The sequence below is a fragment of the Sphingobacterium sp. xlx-130 genome (assembly GCF_011007405.1).
GTDB lineage: Bacteria > Bacteroidota > Bacteroidia > Sphingobacteriales > Sphingobacteriaceae > Sphingobacterium > Sphingobacterium luzhongxinii.
The window spans coordinates 113,796-135,423 of the sequence record NZ_WFKN01000005.1; the positions used below are offsets into that span (position 1 = coordinate 113,796).

18 protein-coding genes are annotated in these 21,628 nt (G+C 40.5%); 17 read left to right on the plus strand and 1 reads right to left on the minus strand.

Features of this window, described 5'->3' with window-relative positions; all coding sequences use genetic code 11:
• Positions 1-52 precede the first annotated feature (52 nt).
• From G7B18_RS09260 to ilvA, 14 genes are all read left to right on the plus strand, one after another.
• On the plus strand, positions 53-943 hold the full coding sequence (locus G7B18_RS09260; protein WP_164109332.1) for a branched-chain amino acid transaminase: 891 nt from the start codon (positions 53-55) through the stop codon (positions 941-943).
• Complete coding sequence (ilvD, locus tag G7B18_RS09265; RefSeq protein ID WP_164109334.1) at positions 927-2,627, plus strand: dihydroxy-acid dehydratase; 1,701 nt, start codon at positions 927-929, stop codon at positions 2,625-2,627. Before G7B18_RS09260 ends, ilvD begins: the two co-directional genes overlap by 17 nt.
• 70 nt (positions 2,628-2,697) lie before the next feature.
• Entirely contained in the window at positions 2,698-4,440 is a 1,743-nt protein-coding gene (gene ilvB / locus G7B18_RS09270; protein ID WP_164109336.1) for a biosynthetic-type acetolactate synthase large subunit, read from the plus strand.
• Between the two features lies 1 nt (position 4,441).
• Positions 4,442-5,032: an acetolactate synthase small subunit gene (gene ilvN / locus G7B18_RS09275; protein WP_164109338.1), complete on the plus strand. Its 591-nt coding sequence runs from the start codon at positions 4,442-4,444 to the stop codon at positions 5,030-5,032.
• Between the two features lie 112 nt (positions 5,033-5,144).
• Entirely contained in the window at positions 5,145-5,615 is a 471-nt protein-coding gene (locus G7B18_RS09280) for a DinB family protein (RefSeq protein ID WP_164109341.1), read from the plus strand.
• Between the two features lie 39 nt (positions 5,616-5,654).
• The gene (gene ilvC, locus G7B18_RS09285; RefSeq protein WP_164109343.1) at positions 5,655-7,136 is read left to right on the plus strand and encodes a ketol-acid reductoisomerase; all 1,482 of its coding nucleotides are present in this window, start codon (positions 5,655-5,657) and stop codon (positions 7,134-7,136) included.
• 110 nt (positions 7,137-7,246) lie between these two features.
• On the plus strand, positions 7,247-8,644 hold the full coding sequence (gene leuC, locus G7B18_RS09290; RefSeq protein WP_164109345.1) for a 3-isopropylmalate dehydratase large subunit: 1,398 nt from the start codon (positions 7,247-7,249) through the stop codon (positions 8,642-8,644).
• Positions 8,645-8,666: 22 nt separating this feature from the next.
• On the plus strand, positions 8,667-9,497 hold the full coding sequence (locus G7B18_RS09295; RefSeq protein ID WP_164109347.1) for a class I SAM-dependent methyltransferase: 831 nt from the start codon (positions 8,667-8,669) through the stop codon (positions 9,495-9,497).
• Positions 9,494-10,093 (plus strand): 3-isopropylmalate dehydratase small subunit, encoded by a 600-nt coding sequence (gene leuD / locus G7B18_RS09300; RefSeq protein WP_164109349.1) that lies wholly within the window; start codon positions 9,494-9,496, stop codon positions 10,091-10,093. The genes G7B18_RS09295 and leuD overlap by 4 nt, the downstream gene beginning before the upstream one ends.
• A 7-nt stretch (positions 10,094-10,100) precedes the next feature.
• Complete coding sequence (locus G7B18_RS09305) at positions 10,101-11,546, plus strand: ATP-binding cassette domain-containing protein (protein WP_164122431.1); 1,446 nt, start codon at positions 10,101-10,103, stop codon at positions 11,544-11,546.
• Between the two features lie 21 nt (positions 11,547-11,567).
• The gene (leuB, locus tag G7B18_RS09310) at positions 11,568-12,641 is read left to right on the plus strand and encodes a 3-isopropylmalate dehydrogenase (RefSeq protein ID WP_164109354.1); all 1,074 of its coding nucleotides are present in this window, start codon (positions 11,568-11,570) and stop codon (positions 12,639-12,641) included.
• 97 nt (positions 12,642-12,738) lie between these two features.
• Positions 12,739-13,893 carry a 2-isopropylmalate synthase gene (locus G7B18_RS09315; RefSeq protein ID WP_164109356.1) on the plus strand — a complete coding sequence of 385 codons (1,155 nt, stop codon included), beginning with the start codon at positions 12,739-12,741 and terminating at the stop codon, positions 13,891-13,893.
• Positions 13,894-13,975: 82 nt separating this feature from the next.
• Positions 13,976-14,659, plus strand: a complete 684-nt coding sequence (locus G7B18_RS09320) for a hypothetical protein (RefSeq protein WP_164122433.1) — start codon at positions 13,976-13,978, stop codon at positions 14,657-14,659.
• Positions 14,649-15,902 (plus strand): threonine ammonia-lyase IlvA, encoded by a 1,254-nt coding sequence (gene ilvA / locus G7B18_RS09325; RefSeq protein ID WP_164109361.1) that lies wholly within the window; start codon positions 14,649-14,651, stop codon positions 15,900-15,902. The genes G7B18_RS09320 and ilvA overlap by 11 nt, the downstream gene beginning before the upstream one ends.
• A gap of 39 nt (positions 15,903-15,941) precedes the next feature.
• On the opposite strand, the gene G7B18_RS09330 is transcribed toward ilvA, so the two are convergent.
• Positions 15,942-18,356 carry a prolyl oligopeptidase family serine peptidase gene (locus tag G7B18_RS09330; RefSeq protein WP_164109363.1) on the minus strand — a complete coding sequence of 805 codons (2,415 nt, stop codon included), beginning with the start codon at positions 18,354-18,356 and terminating at the stop codon, positions 15,942-15,944.
• A 414-nt stretch (positions 18,357-18,770) separates the two neighbouring features.
• Between G7B18_RS09330 and G7B18_RS09335 the strand changes: the two genes are divergently transcribed.
• Genes G7B18_RS09335 through nrdE form a run of 3 tightly spaced genes read left to right on the plus strand, consistent with a single transcriptional unit; the run spans position 18,771 to position 21,507 of the window.
• A complete protein-coding gene (locus G7B18_RS09335; protein WP_079643298.1) occupies positions 18,771-19,007 on the plus strand; it encodes a glutaredoxin family protein in 237 nt (78 codons plus the stop codon).
• A gap of 27 nt (positions 19,008-19,034) precedes the next feature.
• On the plus strand, positions 19,035-19,442 hold the full coding sequence (nrdI, locus tag G7B18_RS09340) for a class Ib ribonucleoside-diphosphate reductase assembly flavoprotein NrdI (protein WP_205600181.1): 408 nt from the start codon (positions 19,035-19,037) through the stop codon (positions 19,440-19,442).
• Entirely contained in the window at positions 19,402-21,507 is a 2,106-nt protein-coding gene (gene nrdE / locus G7B18_RS09345) for a class 1b ribonucleoside-diphosphate reductase subunit alpha (RefSeq protein ID WP_164109365.1), read from the plus strand. The genes nrdI and nrdE overlap by 41 nt, the downstream gene beginning before the upstream one ends.
• Positions 21,508-21,628 lie beyond the last annotated feature (121 nt).

The window sequence follows — 21,628 nt, forward strand, 5'->3', positions numbered from 1 at the left end:
GTATAGAATTTTAAATCGAGCTAACTTGAGGAAGTGAATAAATGGTAAGCGTATGCAATACTATAATCAAAGTACATTAGTCTATCTTAACGGCGAATTTGTAAAAGCAAATCAAGCTGGAGTTGACCTGTTTGGCCAATCCTTGCATTACGGTTATGGTGCCTTTGAAGGGCTGCGTGCTTACAACACACACAATGGAACCCGTATATTTAAAGCAGAAGCGCACTTCGAACGTTTAAGAAAATCCTGCGAGGCGATAAGATTGCCTTATAACTGGGACAACCGTACGCTCATAGAAAAGAGCTATGAACTGCTAGAGACAAACAACCTAAGATCGGCATACATTAGACCCTTGGTCTTTTCGGGATCAAACATGCATCTCACTCCTTCGCAACAGGCTAACATCATGATCGCAGCCTGGGAATGGGGACCTTATCTAGGACAGAATCTGCTTAGGGTTAATATCTCTACTATTGAACGTCCGAATCCAAAATCCTTTCCTATAGAAGCGAAGGCATCTGGACAATATATAAACTCGATACTGGCTACTAGCGAAGCTTTACGTCATGGTTTTGACGAAGCGCTGTTACTGGATCAAGAAGGATTTGTAGCTCAAGCGTCGAGCGAGAATATTTTTATAGAAAAAGATTTTAAGATATATACCCCTCCTTTGGAGAATGTATTTCCGGGAATCACCCGTAAGACCGTCATTAATATCTGTAAAGAATTAGGATTTGACATTATTGAAAAAAAATTAACGATCCAGGATATATATGGCGCAGACTCTGCCTTTCTAAGCGGAACTGCTGCTGAAATTATCGGGATCAAACAAGTAGACCATGTCATCTATAAAGAAGAGTGGGCACATAGCATAGGTTCATCTATCCAAAGAAAATATAAAAACTTAGTTTTAGAACAAGAAAATTATGAAGTCATCATCTGATAACGAAAAAGTATTAAACAAGTACAGTAGAATATTCACGCAGGACGAAACACAACCAGCGGCCAAAGCGATGTTGTACGGAATCGGCCTTACTGATGCTGATATGAGCAAAGCTCAAGTCGGTATTGCCAGTATGGGATACGATGGTAATACCTGCAACATGCATTTAAATGACCTTGCACAAATTGTTAAAAAAGGTATATGGGCCAATGACCTTGTGGGGTTAACATTTGGTACTATCGGTGTCAGTGATGGGATGAGCAATGGTACCGATGGTATGCGTTATTCATTGGTATCGAGAGATGTTATCGCCGACAGTATTGAGACAATCTGCGGTGGACAGTACTATGATGGCGTAGTAGCTATACCTGGCTGCGATAAAAATATGCCTGGAGCTATCATGGCAATTGGTAGACTAAACCGCCCAGCTATCATGGTATACGGTGGGACAATAGCTCCTGGCCATTATAAAGGTGAAGAATTGAATATTGTATCGGCTTTTGAAGCCTTGGGAAAGAAAGTTGCAGGTACCATATCTGATGAAGACTATGACGGCGTGATACGCCATACCTGTCCCGGTGCTGGTGCATGCGGTGGTATGTATACAGCAAACACGATGGCGTCGGCAATTGAGGCACTGGGCATGAGTTTACCATACTCGTCTTCCAATCCAGCTGTATCTGAAGAAAAGAAAAAAGAATGTCTTGAAGCTGGGAAATATATCCGTATTCTATTGGAAAGAGATATAAAGCCTTCGGATATCATGACACGTAAAGCTTTCGAAAATGCTATCCGTACGATCGTAATCTTAGGTGGTTCGACAAATGCTGTATTACACTTTATAGCCATGGGACATGCCGTAGGTGTAGAGATTACACCGGATGACTTCCAACGTATGTCAGACGAGACGCCTGTATTAGCAGACTTAAAACCGTCAGGGAAATACTTAATGCAGGATCTACACAATTATGGTGGTGTCCCTGCTGTCTTAAAATACTTGTTGAATGAGGGGCTATTGCACGGTGAGTGCTTGACCGTGACTGGAAAAACGCTTGCTGAGAATCTAGAAGGCGTCAAATCGATCATAGACTATGAACAGCCGATCATACAGCCACTAAACAAGCCGATCAAACAAACAGGGCATCTACAGATATTATATGGCAATCTGGCTGAGCAAGGATCTGTCGCTAAGATATCGGGCAAAGAAGGCGAAAAATTTGTCGGTCCTGCCCGTGTTTTTGATGGAGAACACGACCTTGTTGCCGGTGTTTCTTCGGGACGCATTAAACCAGGTGATGTGATTGTCATTAAAAACGAAGGCCCCAAAGGAGCTCCAGGTATGCCGGAAATGCTCAAACCAACGGCACTAATCATCGGCGCGGGTCTTGGTAATTCTGTAGCATTGATTACTGATGGCAGATTCTCTGGAGGGACACACGGTTTTGTTGTCGGACATATTACCCCTGAAGCATACGAAGGAGGTCTTATAGGACTCGTACAAGACGATGACACCATAGAAATCGACGCGGTGAACAACACCATAAGTCTAAAGGTCTCGGATGAAATAATAACAGAACGCCGTACGGCATGGAAACAGCCTCCTCTAAAAGTGAGTAAAGGTGTTTTGTATAAATATGCTAAAACAGTAGCGAATGCTTCGCAAGGCTGTGTAACGGATTTATAAAAAGAGATGTGCGTATTGCGATACGGACATCTTGATAGGCAATACTAAAATCTAAATACTAACTAATAAAATGAGTACACTGGAAAAAACCGAAACAAAGGAAAACCAAAACACTGCGAAAGCCTCCCAATTGACCGGCTCACAAGCCGTATTGGAGGCTTTAATCCACGAAGGTGTGGATACCGTATTTGGCTATCCAGGTGGCGCCATTATGCCGATTTATGATGCATTGTATGATTACAATGATCGATTGAAGCATATTTTGGTACGCCATGAACAAGGTGGAATTCATGCTGCACAGGGGTATGCACGTACGTCAGGACGTGTAGGTGTAGCTTTTGCAACAAGTGGTCCTGGTGCAACGAATCTGGTCACGGGATTGGCTGATGCTATGATTGATAGTAACCCTATCGTCTGCATTACAGGACAGGTATTTGCGTCACTATTAGGTACAGACGCTTTTCAGGAAACAGATGTCATCAACATTACCTCTCCGGTCACCAAATGGAGCTATCAGGTAACAGAAGCTTCCGAAATCCCTACAGCACTAGCTAAAGCTTTTTATATAGCTAACACTGGAAGACCAGGTCCCGTCTTAATTGATATTACTAAAAATGCGCAAATAGAGCTATTCGACTATTTAGGTTATGAGAAATGTACTCATATCCGCTCTTACCGTCCTGCTCCTATCGTAAGGAAAGAATATATACAACAAGCCGCCGAGGTAATCAATGCAGCAAAGAAACCTTTTGTTCTTTTTGGACAGGGAATCATACTCGGAAAGGCCGAACAGGAATTCAAGACGTTTATCGAAAAAGGAGGCTTTCCTTCCGCGACTACCGTCATGGGATTAAGCGCCTTGGAAACTGACCATCCCCTACACGTAGGGATGCTAGGCATGCATGGTAATTACGCACCCAATGTCATGACCAACGAGTGTGATGTAATCATTGCTGTTGGAATGCGCTTCGATGACCGGGTGACAGGACGTCTGGACAAGTATGCCAAGCAAGCGAAAGTCGTGCACTTGGATATAGATCCTGCTGAAATAGACAAAAATGTAAAAGCTACTGTTCCAGTATGGGGCGACTGTAAGGAAACATTACCCCTATTGACTGAACTGATCAATAAAGGCGACCATGCTGCATGGTTACAACAATTTCGCGAGCTGGAGAAAGAGGAAATTAAAGAAGTCATCCAAGATGAACTAAACCCGAAAGGTGACATACTAACCATGGGCGAAGTCGTCAATGTTTTGAACGAATTGACAGGTGGTAACGCTATCATAGCAACCGATGTCGGTCAACATCAAATGATTGCCTGCCGCTATGCGAAATTCAATCAATCTAAATCAAATGTCACCTCCGGCGGTTTGGGAACTATGGGGTTCGGACTACCTGCCGCTATCGGAGCTTGGTATGGTGCACCAGATCGTGATGTAATCGCTATTATTGGTGACGGTGGTTTTCAGATGACACTACAGGAGCTGGGAACGATCATGCAATTTGGAGCAAAAGTAAAGATATTGATCCTGAACAATCAGTTTCTGGGTATGGTACGCCAATGGCAACAATTGTTTAATGACAAACGTTACTCCTTTGTCAACATTACAAGCCCTGACTTCGTCGCGGTAGCAAAAGGATATTATATCGATGGAAATAGAATCTCTGAACGCAAAGACCTTCGTGGTGCATTGGAAACGATGTTAAACCACGATAGCTCCTACTTATTGGAAGTGATGGTAGGCAAAGAGAATAATGTTTTCCCCATGGTTGCACAAGGGACGAGTGTCTCAGAAATAAGATTAAAATAAAATGGAAAAACAAGAATTTACCATCACTATATATACAGAGAATTCGATCGGTATGATCGGTCGTATATCGAATATATTCTCTCGCCGTAAAATCAATATAGAAAGCTTAAACACCTCTCCTTCAGAGGTTGAAGGTATCCACCGCTTTACCATCTTAATATCGGAAGGCGAAGAGGTGGTACGCAAACTGTGTCGTCAGATTGAAAAACAGGTGGAAGTCCTAAAAGCGTACTTCAATACGAATGAGGAATTGATCTGGCAAGAGCAGGCTTTATACAAGGTGCCAGCAGATGTCGTGAACGAGAAGGTCTACGTAGAGCGCTTATTGCGTCAATATGGCGCGAATGTGGTGGTTATACGTCCGGATTATATCGTCTTTGAGACTGCTGGTCACCGAGAAGAAATCGATCGACTAACACGAGAGCTAACAAAATACGGCTTAATCGAATTTGTCAGAGGAGCGCGAATCGCAATTATCAAAGATAGTGCGGGATTCCATACGAAACTAAAACAGTTTGAACGTGAAGAGCCTGCTCCAGAGATTGTAGAGAACGAATTCTTAGACCAACAGGATCAAGTATTTACGATGTAAGACTACAAGGTTACAGGGCTTATGAGGTTATAAGGTTACAACCTTATAACTCGATAACTACATAGCTTCGTAACTACATAACTTCTTAACGACGTAACTTGATAACAACAACATGGAAAATACATTTAAATTCATAATACAGACACGTAGGGCTTTCATTCAATTGATAGACAGTTTGACCATAGAACAACTTAATGAGATACCAACGGGTTTCAACAACAATATCATCTGGAATTTTGGCCATATCGTCGTAGTCACGCCGGCTTTATGTTATTTAAGAAGCGGAGTAAGTACGGACACCGCTATGGTAAAATACCTCAAGTCCTATGTTAAGGGCTCAAAGCCGACTTATACAGTTACGCAAGAAGAAGTAGACGACTTAAAAAGGTTAGCAATAACGACTATTGAGCAAATAAGAAAAGATTACAACGCGGGGGTATTTAAGGAAATCATACCATTCGCTACTGACACCTACAAAGAAACGTTGTCCGCTATCGAGGAAATAATCCAACTGTCTGCGGGGCATGATAATCTACATTATGGATACGCGATAGCGCAAAACCGAATAATCAACAATAAATAACTAAATCTAAACAGAGAAAAACTTTAAATAGTAAAAACAATGGCAAATTATTTCAACACCTTACCTCTTAGAGAGCAATTGAACCAATTGGGTATTGCAGAATTCATGAATTCGTCCGAGTTTGCGGACGGTGTGGAAGCTTTAAAAGGTAAAAAAATCGTTATCGTAGGTGCAGGTGCACAAGGTTTAAACCAAGGATTAAATCTTAGAGATAGTGGACTTGATGTATCTTACGCTTTACGCAAAGAAGCTATTGAACAAAAAAGAGACTCTTGGAAAAATGCAACAGATAATAATTTTACTGTAGGTACTTATGAAGAGTTGATTCCGACAGCAGACCTTGTCATCAATCTAACTCCCGATAAACAACATACTTCCGTAGTGAATACAGTAATGCCATTGATGAAACAAGGCGCTACACTTTCTTACTCACATGGATTTAATATTGTGGAAGAAGGTATGCAGATCCGTAAAGATATCACTGTCATCATGGTGGCGCCTAAGTGTCCAGGTTCGGAAGTGCGCGCGGAATACCTGAGAGGTTTTGGGGTGCCAACACTCATCGCTGTACACCCTGAAAATGATCCACAAGGCAAGGGATGGGCTGAAGCTAAAGCTTACTGTGTAGGTACAGGTGGACACCGTGCAGGTGTATTAAAATCTTCTTTCGTAGCTGAGGTAAAATCTGATCTTATGGGCGAACAGACAATCCTTTGTGGCTTATTACAGACAGGCTCTATCCTATCTTTCGATAAAATGATCGAAAAAGGTATCGATGCTGGTTATGCTTCTAAACTGGTACAATATGGTGTAGAGGTAATCACTGAGGCTTTAAAGCATGGTGGAGTAAGCGGTATGTTGGACCGTTTGAGTAATCCTGCAAAAGTGAAAGCGTTTGAGCTTTCTGAGGAATTGAAAGACATAATGCGTCCTCTATTCCAAAAGCACCAAGATGACATCATGTCTGGCGAATTCAGTAAGACCATGATGGAAGACTGGGCTAATGGCGATGCGAATCTATTGAAATGGAGAGCTGAAACGGGAGAAACTGCCTTTGAAAAAACCCCTGCCGGTGATGTAAAAATTGCAGAGCAAGAGTACTTTGACAACTACCTATTGATGGTTGCTTTTGTAAGGGCCGGTGTGGAGTTGGCTTTTGAAACGATGGTTGAAGCGGGTATCAAACCAGAGTCGGCATACTACGAATCCCTGCACGAAACACCATTGATAGCGAATACAATCGCTCGTAAAAAATTATTTGAAATGAATCGTGTCATCTCGGATACAGCAGAATATGGCTGTTACCTATTTGACCAAGCTTGTAAGCCATTACTGAATGACTTCATGGCAAAAATCGATACAGATGTAGTCGGAAAAGATTTTAACAGTGGAAAAGATGCGGCTGTAGATAATGTGAGATTGGTTCAAATCAATGAAGTATTACGTAACCATCCTGTTGAGATAGTAGGACGTGAATTGCGCAAAGCAATGACTGCAATGAAAGCTATTAAAACAATATAGATTAGGGTAGTTAGGAAGGTTACAAAAGTTATAGAGGTTATGGGATTAAGAAAGTATCATCACTTTCATAACTCCCATAACCTTCGTAACTTTAACAAAAAAGAGAGAAAATGGGAAAAACATTAGTAGAAAAAATTTGGGATGCACATGTCGTCAAGCAGCAAGAAGGGTTCCCTGATATATTGTATATAGACACCCATCTTATCCATGAGGTGACGTCACCTCAGGCATTTGACGGGTTACGCAAGAGAGGCCTTCCAGTGTTTCGTCCGAAACAAACCGTGGCTACGGCTGATCACAATGTCCCAACTTTAAATCAACACCTGCCAATTAAAGAAGAATTATCACGCTATCAGGTGGATATGCTGACCAAAAACTGTAAGGAATTTGGGATAGAATTATATGGATTAGGACATCCTTATCAAGGTATTGTACATGTTATCGGGCCTGAACTAGGCATCACACTACCCGGAAAAACCATGGTATGTGGTGATAGTCATACCTCTACACATGGTGCTTTTGGTGCTATTGCGTTTGGTATAGGTACGTCTCAGGTAGAGCAGGTTTTTGCTACACAATGCCTGCTGTTGCAAAAACCTAAGACCATGAAAATCGAAATTAATGGACAACTGGGTAAAGGTGTAAGTGCCAAGGATATTATATTATATGTCATTTCAAAAACTACTGCTGCCGGTGGTACGGGTTACTTTGTAGAATTTACAGGTTCTGCGATCCGCTCATTAAGCATGGAAGGTCGTATGACAGTGTGTAATATGAGTATTGAGATGGGTGCACGAGGTGGTCTGATCGCTCCCGATCAAACTACTTTTGATTATATAAGGGGGCGTGAATTTGCTCCAAAAGGTGAGGATTGGGATAAAGCGGTATCTTACTGGTCGACCCTATATTCGGATGAAGACGCGAACTTTGATGCGGTATTAACTTTTGATGCGGCTGATATCCAACCTATGATTACCTATGGTACAAACCCTGGAATGGGAATAGGTGTTACTGAAACAATTCCAACTACGGTATCTCAACCGGATAATGAACGTCCTTCGTACCAAAAAGCACTTGATTATATGGGCTTTCATGATGGCGAGCAGGTTTTGAATAAACCGGTGGACTACGTGTTTATAGGTAGCTGTACAAACTCTCGCATCGAAGACTTACGTCAGGTAGCGGAATTTATAAAAGGCAAACAGAAAGCGGATAGCGTGGAGGTATGGATCGTACCGGGATCGAAACAAGTCGAAGCACAAGCGAAAGCAGAAGGTATTGATAAAATATTTGAAGCGGCTGGTTTTCAATTGCGTGAACCGGGATGTTCGGCATGTCTGGGTATGAATGAGGATAAAATCCCTGCAGGGAAATACTGTGTATCAACATCAAACCGCAACTTTGAAGGGCGTCAAGGGCCTAATGCACGTACGATGTTGGTGAGCCCATTGACAGCAGCAGCGGCAGCTATTGCAGGAAAAGTTGTGGATGTAAGAGAATTAATATAGATCGAGGAGGACGGAAGAAGAAATGTGTCATATTTGCCAAACAGTAGAAGTATCTCAAAATAAGGTGATCCATCGGGAATCCCAGTCTGCCAATAGTATTTTTAACCAAAGATCCTTGGGGCAAGATTATCGTACGTTGATGTCTGCCCTAAAGCCAGGTCTCCGCGTTCTAGATATCGGATGCGGAACAGGAGCTATCACCAGAGATATTGCTAATAGTGTTGGTCCGACTGGCTATGTTGTTGGTATCGACAATACCGCATCCTTTATAACGGAAGGTCAGAACTTATATGCCGAGGTTCAAAACTTAGAATTGCTCCATTGCGATGTGCTTGATTTTGATTCGGAGGAAAAATTTGATTTAATTGTATCAGCGCGAACTTTTCAATGGATTTCGACAATAGGACAAGCCATTGATAAGATCAAGACGCTGCTAAAGCCTAATGGCGTAGTTTCGATTCTTGATTATAATCATGAAATGATCGATTGGACACCAAAAATCCCCAAAAGCATGCAAAATTTCTATAATATGTTCTTGATGTGGCGTAAAGATGCGGGGATGAACAATAGGATCGGATTTGATATGGCAGATATCCTTGAAGAGCATGGCTTTGATCAGATAGAGGTTTTCAATGCGGATGAACATTACGAGAGCAGCATTCCGTCGCACAAATCAAAAATCAAAATCTGGTCCAATTTAGCCAGCTCAAGACAGATGGTCGATGAAGGGTACCTCAGCAACGAGAATCGTTTAGAAGCAATTGAGGACTACAATAACTGGGCGGACAACGAAGCCCAAAGTATGACATTAAAACTTAGAGAAGTAAGAGCCGTATTAAATATATACAGATGAAAAAATTTGAAAAACTAACTTCAAAGGTAGTTCCATTACCTATTGAAAATATTGATACCGATCAAATCATTCCTGCTCGTTTCTTGAAAGCAACGACACGTGAAGGTTTCGGAAATAACTTATTCCGGGATTGGCGATTTGATGGGAATGATCAGCCTAAGGCAGATTTCGTATTAAATGACCCCACTTTTACCGGCAAAGTACTGGTTGCTGGAAAGAACTTTGGTTGCGGATCCTCGCGCGAACACGCCGCATGGGCTATAGAAGATTATGGCTTCAATGTCGTAATCAGCTCATTTTTTGCAGATATCTTCAAAGGTAATGCCCTCAACAATGGTGTATTGCCAATCACTGTACCCGAAGAGTTTTTAGAAAAAGTATTCGCTACAGTATTCGCTGATCCTGCGACTGAAATCGAGGTGGATCTGGAAAAACAAACCGTGACGCTATTGGCTACAGGTGATACCTTTGAGTTTGAAATAAACCCTTACAAAAAATCCTGCTTAATAAATGGCTATGATGATATCGATTTCATTTTAAGTCACTCAAAAGAAGTAGAAGTATTTGAACAAACAAGACCCTTTTCCTTTTATTAAGAGATAGATGACAGAGCCTTTTGTGTACATTCAAGATTTAACTATTCAATACCAAGATAAAAAAGTATTGAATGATCTGACTTGGGTATTAAACAAAGGTGAACATTATCTTTTAGGAGGCGAAAGTGGCTCTGGTAAGACGACGCTAGCGAAGGCTTTTGCAGCGGCTAATCCTGCAAAAGCATTATACATTTCCAATTGGTACCAGTTTACCAATTTAGAGGGAGACCGCAATTTCTATTATCAGCAACGCTATAATAGACATCAGGGACATGATACCTTAACAGTATTAGCTGAACTGGAACATCATGCCCAAAAAGAAAATCTCAACCTCTCTGATATACAGGAGCGAATTGTGGATTTCGGGTTTAAGGACATGTTGCAATCACAGCTTATTGAGCTATCTAGCGGAGAACACAAGAAACTTCAGCTTATCAAAGGGCTATGGTCTAAGCCGGAATTATTGATTATCGATGAGCCTTATACCGGACTGGATGCGCAATCCCGAATCACGCTGAACAATTGGCTGGACGATCTTGCTAAAGTAGGTGTACAGCTTATGTTAATCAGTAATGATAGGCAGTTACCACGCGCTATAAATCGCTTTGTTCATATCGTAGAGGGTAAAATAGAACAGGTGGATACTCCCGAGCTATTGTCCAAAAATCCAGAAAGAGAAGTGATGAATTTCCCTGGATTCTTAGCTTCATCACCTCAACATGATTATCGTTATATAGCCCAGCTCCATAACGTCTCTATCCGATATGGAGAAAAAGAAATTTTGAAGAATATATCCTGGGAGGTAAAGACAGGTGAGAAATGGCTCTTGCAGGGGCCTAATGGGTCGGGCAAATCCACCCTATTGAGCCTGATCAACGGGGATCATCCACAGTCTTACGGGCTAGACATTCATCTTTTTGGCCAAAGGCGGGGTACAGGTGAAAGTATCTGGGATATCAAAAAGAAAATCGGTATCATCTCGCCGGAGATGCACTGGTACTTTGACCAAAACGCCACCGTATGGCATACACTTGCCTCAGGCTTTTATGATAGCATCGGTTGGTTTATCGATGTTAAATTTCAGGAGAGACAACAGATCGAAGAACTCTTAGAATTCTTTGGATTGACAGCTTTCAAAAATCAAAAACTACAACACCTCCCTCTCGGTCAACAGCGCCTAGCATTATTGGCCCGTACGATCATTAAGAATCCGCCACTGCTGGTATTGGATGAGCCCTGTCAGGGGTTAGATGCTGCGCAGACAAGTTACTTTAATGCTGTCGTCGATGAGCTCGCTCAACACGGCACAACCCTTATTTATGTAGGGCATTACGAAAGTCAGTTACCGAGCTGTATTGATCATAAATTGGTATTGGAAAGAGGAGAAGTGAAGACCACAACATATAATATAAAACAAAAAAGCGCTTTAGAAAAAGAAAGCGCAATATTGTAAAACGAGCGTAAAGAAAATATAATGAAGAAAAATATTCTAATTATTCCAGGTGATGGAATTGGACAAGAAGTCACTACATGGGGAAAGCAAGTCTTAGAAACTATTGCTCAAAAAAATAATCATGAATTTGTTTTTGACGAAGCTATCATGGGACATACCGCCATCGAAGCTACAGGCAATCCGCTTCCTGACGAAACGCTGGAAAAAGCAAAGTCTTCTGATGCGATTCTTTTTGGCGCCATAGGACATGCTAAATATGACAATGATCCTTCAGCGAAGGTACGCCCAGAGCAAGGACTCCTTAAAATACGTAAGGAACTGGGTTTGTATGCCAACTTACGCCCCATCTTACTATTTGATGAGCTATTGGATGCTTCAAGTTTAAAGCCTGAAGTGTTACGTGGAACGGACATTTTATTCTTCCGTGAACTGACTGGAGATGTCTATTTCGGCGAAAAAAAGCGTAATGAAGATAATACCTTCGCGTCCGACTTAATGAATTATCACCGTTATGAGGTGGAACGTATTGCACGAAAAGCTTACGAAGCGGCTCGTACACGCAGTAAAAAATTATGCTCGGTGGACAAAGCGAATGTTCTAGAGACGTCTCGTCTTTGGAGAGAAGTCGTTCAAGAAATCTCCGCTGAGTATCCAGATGTTGAGACAGAACACATGTTTATTGACAATGCGGCGATGCAACTAGTTAAAAATCCGAAAAAATTTGACGTAGTTCTTACGGCAAACCTCTTCGGCGATATCCTGACGGATGAGGCGTCACAGATTGCTGGTTCTATGGGTATGTTAGCTTCTGCATCTATTGGGGACGGAACAGGTTTTTTTGAACCTATACACGGCTCTGCTCACGATATCGCCGGTCAGAATAAAGCTAATCCATTGGCCTCTATTCTTTCGGCTGCTCTAATGTTGGATATCGCATTTGGCTTACAAGAAGAAGCGAAATCAGTAACATCAGCAGTTGCAGATACCTTGAAAGCGGGATGGAGAACAGGTGACATTGCCAACAACAATACGCCTAAAGATATGATCTTAGGAACAAACGAAATGGGACAAAAAGTACTTGAATTTTTAAAGTAGAAATAACCAAAGTATAAACATAGTCGATTAAAAAAGCTCAAGGACCGCTTATGGAAGCGATTTTAGCTTTTGATTTTAACTTTTAAATTAAAAAATTATGTTACACGATCCTAATCACTTATACATCTTCGACACGACATTACGTGATGGCGAGCAGGTTCCAGGATGTCAATTGACCACTACGGAAAAAATCGAAATAGCGAAAGATCTAGAAAATCTAGGCGTCGATATTATTGAGGCTGGATTTCCGGTGTCTAGCCCAGGAGATTTTCAATCGGTGGTAGAGCTTTCCAAAGCTGTAAATGATGTCATCATCTGTGCTTTGACCCGCGCCAATAAAAATGATATAGATGTCGCCGCTGAAGCCTTAAAATTTGCTAAGCGTCCACGTATCCATACGGGGATAGGCTCTTCGGATATGCATATCAAGTATAAATTCAATAGTACGCGAGAAGAAATCCTGGAAAGAGCTGTTACAGCTGTAAAACATGCTAAATCTTATGTAGAAGATGTAGAATTTTATGCGGAAGATGCCGGACGTGCTGATTTGGAATTTTTGGCGAAAATGGTGGAGGCTGTCATCAGAGCAGGTGCTACCGTAGTAAATATACCCGATACAAATGGTTATTGCTTACCAGACCAATATGGGGCCAAGATTAAATACCTAACAGAACATGTGAGCAACATTGATCAAGCTATTATCTCGGCACATTGTCATAATGACCTTGGGCTAGCAACGGCAAATTCTATTGCTGCTATCCAAAATGGCGCTCGTCAAGTTGAATGTACCATTAACGGCATAGGCGAACGTGCAGGGAATACTTCACTGGAGGAAGTTGCAATGATCTTAAAAGTCCATAACCAAACATTCGGAGGGTTGACATCGAATATTAACAGTAAGATGTTTACCTCCCTTTCTAGAAAAGTTTCGGAGATGATGAATATGCCTGTCCAACCGAATAAGGCTATTGTGGGCCGAAATGCATTTGCACACAGCTCGGGTATCCATCAGGATGGCTTCTTAAAGCATCGTGAAAACTATGAAATCATCCGTCCGGAAGATGTCGGTCTAGAAGAAGCTGATATCATCTTAACAGCACGCTCGGGACGTCATGCCTTAAAGCATCACCTAGAGCGTCTAGGTCATCACCTAGACAAAGAAAGTCTTGCGAGTACATATGAACGCTTTTTAACGCTGGCAGATGCCAAAAAAGACATCAACGACGAAGACTTGCTTTCATTGATTAAATAATTACAAAAACTGTCTAAAAAAGTTGATCTATCGTTACCCAACAACGATAAGTTTGATTTTTTAGACAGTACCTTCATTTAAAATGAATTTAAAACTTACCATAGCTCTTTCTTACCTACTTATAATTATAAGGACGCAAGCTTATGGACAAGAAAGAAAAAAGTTGACTGATTTTGAAGAAGAATATCTTGAACGGGTTTATATTAAATATGAAGATAGATTAACGAAACCTCCTTTTGTAAACAGCAGCTTTACAAAGCTCTACAGTTGCATTACACTTAAAAATTTACCAAAAGAGGTCCCCTTTCCTTTCTCATATGATACGTTAGTCAATACTTGGATTAAAACGGCTTCAGATTCTATTACATTAAATGAAAATAACATAATAGAGCTATCGGATATTTTATTAAATAGTGCTAATGCAGAGAATGCCTATAAATTTGCAGAAATACATTATAAAGACTATCTCGGATTTATACAAACGAATAAAAACAACAACGAATTTTCAGCAGGATACGCCACAGGTTGGACAAGAGATTTCCCTCCTAGCCTTTTTCTAATACAACCTACCTATTTATTCGTCTTCTATGATCAAAATAAGAAATTATTAAATTATATCGGCATTAATTCCAATATCAAAAGTATACCTCTATTTTCAAAAAGAGATCATGATCCCATAACCTTTACGGTTCGAAATCAAATTAAATACTATATCGAAAACAAACTTCACCCCAAACAAACTAGACAACAAAACAATGAGCTTTGATTTAGCTACCTTACCTATAAATTGCCTGCAGGCGAAAGCCCGCTTAAAGGATGTGGTAATACGCACACCCTTGCAATATAATTTGCATCTATCTGAAAAATATGGTGCAGATATTTACTTAAAACGAGAAGACCTTCAAGTCGTTCGATCCTACAAATTGCGTGGCGCATTCAATAAAATCAGCAGTCTTACCGATGAAGAACGTGCGCGCGGAGTTGTGTGTGCCAGTGCAGGCAATCATGCTCAAGGGGTTGCTTTCTCCTGTAAACGACTAGATATTAAAGGTGTCATATTCATGCCGGGACCTACCCCACGCCAAAAAATCACACAAACGGAAATGTGGGGAAATGGGAATATCGAAATCATTCTCGTCGGCGATACATTTGACGATTGTCAAAAGGGAGCTCTGGAATATACCAAAGTGCATAACATGACTTTTATACCTCCTTTTGATGATCTTAAAATCATTGAAGGGCAGGGAACTGTAGCGGTGGAAATCCTGGAAGATCTACCTGATCTCGATGCGATCATCTTACCTATTGGTGGTGGTGGGCTCTCTTCCGGAGTCGGATATCACATCAAAAAGAATACCCCTCATACCAAAGTATATGGTGTAGAACCAGAAGGAGCTCCCTCGATGCAGGCTGCGATTCAAAATGGAGGTCCCATTGAACTGGAACATATCAACAAGTTTGTAGATGGTGCTGCTGTAAAAAAGGTAGGTACTCTGAATTATGAAATCAGCAGTCAGGTTCTTGATAGTATCAAATCTATTCCCGAAGGTAAAGTATGCACTACCATCCTGGAACTCTATAATAAAGATGCCATTGTCGTCGAACCAGCAGGTGCACTGTCTATCGCTGCGCTGGAATTTCACAAAGAAGAAATTAAAGGTAAAAAAGTGGTCTGTGTCGTCTCTGGCGGCAACAACGACATTGACCGGATGAGTGAGATCAAGGAAATGTCTTTATTATATGAAGGATTCAAACATTACTTTATCGTTCGCTTCCCACAACGCCCTGGAGCTTTACGCCTACTCGTGACTGAAGTGTTAGGTCCTAAAGATGATATCACGCGTTTTGAATACATCAAAAAAACAGAACGTGAACGCGGCCCAGCATTAATTGGAATCGAGCTTAATGATCCGAATGATTACAAGACATTCATTGAAAGATTAAAAGCCTATAAATTCGACTTTATAGAAATAAATAAAGATCAGACTCTTTTCGAGTATCTGGTTTAATAACAAAGGCTGCCCGAGGGCAGCCTTTGTTATCAAATATTACTTTGCTTTCAGGTATTTCTCCAGAAATTGATCCTGTTCCCATAGGAGATGAAAGATATTTTCTTTGGCAACATAACCATGGGACTCTCTTGGCAAAATAACCATCCTTACCGGTGCTCCTAAATTTTTCAGTGCCTGAAAGTAACGCTCAGTCTGTAAGGTAAATGTCCCTGGGTTGTTGTCGGCAGCGCCGTGTACCAATAGCATTGGTGTTTTCATACGATCAGCACTCATAAACGGTGACATTGTCATATAAAGCTGCGGATTATCCCAAAAATTTCTTTGCTCGCTCTGAAACCCAAAAGGTGTAAGTGTCCTGTTGTATGCTCCAGAACGGGCAATACCAGCTGCAAAAAGATTAGAATTAGATAAAAGGTGAGCTGTCATAAACGCTCCGTACGAATGTCCACCTACTGCTACCTTCTTACGGTCAATATAACCAAGTTTATCTACGGCATTTATAGCCGCCTCGGCATTGGCCACAAGCTGTGCTATAAAAGTATCATTCGGCTCTTGATTACCCTCCCCTACTATCGGAAAAGCAGCGTTATCTAGGACCGCATAACCTTTCGAGACCCAATAGATAAACGATCCATACCCGGGAAAGGTAAACTCTTTAGGATTGGCAGTACTTTGTCCTGCTGTGTTCTTGTCTTTATACTCACGAGGATAAGCCCAAATCAATAATGGAAGCTTTTCTTTCTTATCATAATCAGCGGGGAGATACAGCGTTCCCGACAAGGCAACTCCGTCATTCCGGGTATAATTTAAAACTTCCTTATGTACCTTTTCCAAAGATTTGAATGGATTTTCAATATTCGTAACCGCGATCTGTTTACCGGTCTTGATATTCTTACGGTAAAAATTAGGATATTGCGTAGCCGACTGTAACGAGATTAAAATCTCTCCTTTTGTAATATCGATAACTTGTGCTATGCGCTCCTGTAGATCGGACTCCTTTGCCACATACATCCGGTTCTTCTTAAACGACTTTAGATTCAACTCATCTATAAACGGAAACTCACCTGCCTTTGTAAAACCGTCGCCTATAAAATAAACCTTGTCTTTATTGATATACATGGTATAGACACCAAACTCATTTTTATCCCGAAAGACGTTGCCAGGATTTGAATAGACATCCTGACTGTTTCGATCGGTAATCACTTGGTTATATCCTGAAACCGGATTTAACAAAAATGTTTTGACATTGCGAGTGTCGTACCATTGAGAAGAAACTAAAGCGTAATTAGCATTACCCCAAATCACCCCGGCAAAACGATCCTGTAGCTTCATTAATGATTTTGGTTCTTGATCGAAAGGCAGATCCCAAACAAAAAGTTCGTCTCTAAACTCGGCTTGCTTATTTGCATCACCTCCATCTAATGCCTCGACAAAAAACAAAGTAGCGGCCTTGTCAAGTCGCCATGCCATTGACCGCTTACCTACGCGCGTCGAAGAAAAACCTTTGGGTACTATTTCCAACAATGGAGTCTCATTTACCTTTTTGATTATTGTACCATCAATATGATATACGGAGGATTCCTGAGGAAATGAACTATACCCTACTATGTAAGAAAAGGGCTTTTTGAGCGAAGATACAAGGACATACTTACCATCAGGAGATAAAGAGCTTTGCGTGTACATGCCTGCTGGTAAAAACTTTTCCTGTGCACCTGTCAGGTCCAACCAAAATAGCTCAGAGGTAGCAAGGGTCTCAAAATCCTGCTCATCCTGTGGATTTTTTAATAAATCCTGATAAGTACGCAACTGAGAAACCTTGCCATCGCTCGTAGATACCACAGGACCCGTAGGCAGATCTTTACTATGATCAATAAGATCTTTGGCCACAACAGGTCGTTTACTGATTAACAAACGGTCGCTATTACGCATCCATTTGTAGGGTGCATCAAGCACTGCGTTCAGATCATACGCTGTCAATTGCTTAGCTGTCTGTGTAGTTAAATCAATAATCCATAAAGATAATCCGCTATCATTTGTATTGGTAAAAGTAACATACTTACTATCTGGGGAATACTCAATATTGGCGATTAATGCATTTTCTGGCAATCCCTTTATCGCATATTCCTGACCAACATCTATAGATTTTAATCGGAGATTGTTAAAGTAAGTCTCTGTACTTGCTATTCTGGCTTTAGCATTGATCCTTAATCCAGCCAACCGTAACTCCTCTTGTCCCAATTCTTCCAGCGTCTTATAAGTGGGTCGATATAGAAATAGAACCCACATCTTGTCTGGACTCAATTTAATACCGGGTGGGCGCTCGTAATCGGCAAGTGCCATAATTTCTGAGGAGGGGTGTTGAAATGTAATATTTTCTTGTGCGCTCGCCCTCAGACTTAATCCCAAGAATAGTACGATCAAATTAAACAAAAACAAGTTAATTATCTTCATTGCGTATTGGTTTATAAATTTATTATGTTTTATTTTACAGGCACAAATTCGACATATAATATACATATTCTTCTTCATATTCAAGCAAAGAATATCTTTTTTTTGACACTAAAAATACTTAAAAAATAGTTGTTTTCAAGTTATAGAAATAAGTTGACAAAAGCTTTTTTAAAGTTATCAACATAGATTAAGTCTTGTTTTTCAAGTATTTACCCAAAACCCACCGCTACCACGCGCATTTTGGACGACTTCGCTAGAAGAGTGTGGAAAAGTATGACTAACGCTCCGAATGAAAATATTAGATATTTGTTCTTGTTGAGACTGTCACTGTCTCTGCAATCAGCGTTTTTTTATACACTTTAGTAAACTATTCACCCTATGAAGAGGACAGTTTACAATCAAACTTAACACAACATGGCAAGAATCATCAAATTCGAGAAAAACGATTGCGTACCATGCGATCAAGTGTCGACTTACTTAGACAACAAGGGTATTTCGTACGAGAGAGTTAATCCGTTTGATTCCCCTGAATTAGCTGTAAGGTTTAAAGTGCGTACGGTTCCTACTGTAATTGTTTTGGATGGTGAAGAAATAAAACACCGAATTATAGGTTTTAAGCCACAAGAACTAGAAGAAGCTATTGCTCAATAAGGAAGGTATTCATAAAAAGCCAAGATTATGATACATTTATATTTTGATAGCAAGACTGGAAACGTACAACGCTTTATCGATAAAGTGGTACAGATAACAGGATGGCAGGCAAGCAAGATACAAAAGGACATGATTGTCGAAGAATCTGGACATTTAGTTACGTTTACGACAAATTTTGGAAAGATTCCGCCTTTAACGGAAGAGTTTTTGACGAACAACAGCAGCAAGTTATTTTCTGTGACGTCAAGTGGGAATCGCAATTGGGGCAGAAACTTCGCCGTAGCGGCTGACAAGGCTTCGGAAATGCATGATATCCCGCTAGCATTTAAATTTGAGCTATCGGGCACAATGGAAGATATAAATCAATTTATAGAAATAATTAAGAATCAATACTATGATAGCAAACGAGGTAGCAAAAAACTGGATATTGCTTAATAACGAAATCATGATCAAACATGATGACGAGTATAGCCTTCACAAAGATAAAGAGGCTGTGCGCGCTTATTTCCTAGAATATGTAAATAAGAATACTGTTTTCTTTTATAACCTAAAAGAGAAAATAGATTATTTAGTGGAGCATAACTACTACATCAATTTCTATCAGTGGTTTACATTCGAAGAAATGGAGCAGGTATTCAACTATGTATATGCTAAGAAATTCCGCTTTGAATCCTTTATGGCTGCCTTCAAATTCTTTCAGAGCTATGCTTTGAGAGATGATTCGGGTGAGAAGTTCTTAGAGCGCTATGAAGATCGTGTTGTGGCTGTTTCTTTATTTCTAGCTCGTGAAGAGGGCTTTCAGAAAGCTATTGAATACGCCGAAATCATGATCAGTCAAGAATATCAGCCTGCTACCCCGACGTTCTTGAATGCTGGAAAAAAACGTTCTGGAGAATTGGTCTCTTGTTTCTTGGATGAAATCGGGGACAATTTAAACGGTATCGGTTATGCTGTTGATTCGGCAATGAAATTGTCTTCTATAGGTGGAGGTGTATCATTTAATATATCCAAAATCCGCGGTCGTAGTGAAGCTATCAAAGGTGTAGATGGTCGTGCAGGAGGTGTATTGCCAATTATGAAGATCATGGAAGATACATTCTCTTATGCGAATCAATTGGGACAACGTCCAGGCGCAGGTGCTGTATATCTTAATATATTCCACTCGGATATCGAAGAGTTCTTAGATTGTAAGAAAATCAATGTGGACGAAAAAGTCCGTATCAAATCATTATCGATCGGTATTATTGTGCCAGACAAATTCATGGAACTGGCAGAAAAAGATGAGCCTGCCTATCTAATCTATCCGCATACAGTCATGCAGGAATATGGCCAATACCTGGATGAAATGGATATGGACGCGATGTACGATGAATTGATTACCAATCCGAACGTCAAGAAAAAGAAAATAAATGCTCGCCACTTGTTGGTGAAAATCGCACAGACGCAAAAAGAATCTGGTTATCCATACATATTCTTCAAAGAGAACACCAACAAAGAGCATGCGCTGAATGGTCTGGGTAAAGTAAAATTCTCCAATCTGTGTACAGAAATTATGCAAATATCAGAAGTGTCTGATATCAATATCTACGGTAAAGAAGATACTATCCGCTACGGTATATCGTGTAACTTAGGTTCTTTAAACATCGCTACCGTAATGGATAACAAACGTATTAAGGAAACCGTAAAAACGGCAATGCGGGCTTTGACTGTAGTTACTGATGTAACAGATATTGAGATGGTGCCGTCTATTGCAAAAGCAAACCGCGAATTACATTCTGTAGGTTTAGGTGCCATGAATTTACATGGGTTCTTAGCAAAGAGCTTCATTATGTATGAGTCACATGAGGCTTTGGATTTTGCGAATACATTCTTCATGACAATGAATTATTACTCCTTAGAGGCTTCTATGGAGATCGCGAAAGAACGTGGTAGAACATTTGTAGGTTTTGAAAAGTCCGCTTATGCCGACGGAACATACTTTGACAAATATCTGAATAGAGATTACCTTCCAAAAACAGATAAGGTTAAAGAACTATTTGATGGTATCCACATTCCTACAATTGAAGATTGGGAAAATCTTAAAGCGCAGGTGGCTGAACATGGTATCTACCATGCTTACCGTTTGGCAATAGCTCCAAATCAGTCAACGTCTTATATCATGAATGCGACTGCCTCTGTGATGCCTATTGTAGACATTATCGAAGTACGTGAATACGGAGACAGTACGACATACTATCCAATGCCTTACTTGACAAATGATAATTACTTCTATTTCAAATCGGCATATGACATGGATCAGATGAAGGTTTTGAAGTTGATCTCGGTAATTCAACGTCACATAGACCAAGGTGTATCTACGATCCTGCACACGAACTCAAAAGATAGTACGCGTGATCTGGCAAAATATTATATCTATGCACATAAGTTGGGCTTGAAATCCCTGTACTACACACGTACAAGGAAATCAACGATCGAAGAGTGTATCTCCTGTTCAGCTTAATAGACATCAGATTTGAAATAATACAGACTAAATCAGGAGAATTTTTGAACAAGACTTCTCCTGATTTTCACTTTTTAAACGAGCTTCAGCGAGCTCATCGTTGATAATTTTTATTTTTTAA

Coding starts and splice junctions, on each gene's coding strand:
- G7B18_RS09335 (WP_079643298.1), top strand. CDS start 18,771: ATGGCAAGAATCATCAAATTCGAGAAAAACGATTGCGTACCATGCGAT.
- G7B18_RS09330 (WP_164109363.1), bottom strand. CDS start 18,356: ATGAAGATAATTAACTTGTTTTTGTTTAATTTGATCGTACTATTCTTG.
- G7B18_RS09260 (WP_164109332.1), top strand. CDS start 53: ATGCAATACTATAATCAAAGTACATTAGTCTATCTTAACGGCGAATTT.
- ilvD (WP_164109334.1), top strand. CDS start 927: ATGAAGTCATCATCTGATAACGAAAAAGTATTAAACAAGTACAGTAGA.
- nrdE (WP_164109365.1), top strand. CDS start 19,402: ATGATAGCAAACGAGGTAGCAAAAAACTGGATATTGCTTAATAACGAA.
- G7B18_RS09320 (WP_164122433.1), top strand. CDS start 13,976: ATGAATTTAAAACTTACCATAGCTCTTTCTTACCTACTTATAATTATA.
- ilvB (WP_164109336.1), top strand. CDS start 2,698: ATGAGTACACTGGAAAAAACCGAAACAAAGGAAAACCAAAACACTGCG.
- G7B18_RS09280 (WP_164109341.1), top strand. CDS start 5,145: ATGGAAAATACATTTAAATTCATAATACAGACACGTAGGGCTTTCATT.
- leuB (WP_164109354.1), top strand. CDS start 11,568: ATGAAGAAAAATATTCTAATTATTCCAGGTGATGGAATTGGACAAGAA.
- ilvC (WP_164109343.1), top strand. CDS start 5,655: ATGGCAAATTATTTCAACACCTTACCTCTTAGAGAGCAATTGAACCAA.
- ilvA (WP_164109361.1), top strand. CDS start 14,649: ATGAGCTTTGATTTAGCTACCTTACCTATAAATTGCCTGCAGGCGAAA.
- nrdI (WP_205600181.1), top strand. CDS start 19,035: ATGATACATTTATATTTTGATAGCAAGACTGGAAACGTACAACGCTTT.
- G7B18_RS09305 (WP_164122431.1), top strand. CDS start 10,101: ATGACAGAGCCTTTTGTGTACATTCAAGATTTAACTATTCAATACCAA.
- G7B18_RS09315 (WP_164109356.1), top strand. CDS start 12,739: ATGTTACACGATCCTAATCACTTATACATCTTCGACACGACATTACGT.
- ilvN (WP_164109338.1), top strand. CDS start 4,442: ATGGAAAAACAAGAATTTACCATCACTATATATACAGAGAATTCGATC.
- G7B18_RS09295 (WP_164109347.1), top strand. CDS start 8,667: ATGTGTCATATTTGCCAAACAGTAGAAGTATCTCAAAATAAGGTGATC.
- leuD (WP_164109349.1), top strand. CDS start 9,494: ATGAAAAAATTTGAAAAACTAACTTCAAAGGTAGTTCCATTACCTATT.
- leuC (WP_164109345.1), top strand. CDS start 7,247: ATGGGAAAAACATTAGTAGAAAAAATTTGGGATGCACATGTCGTCAAG.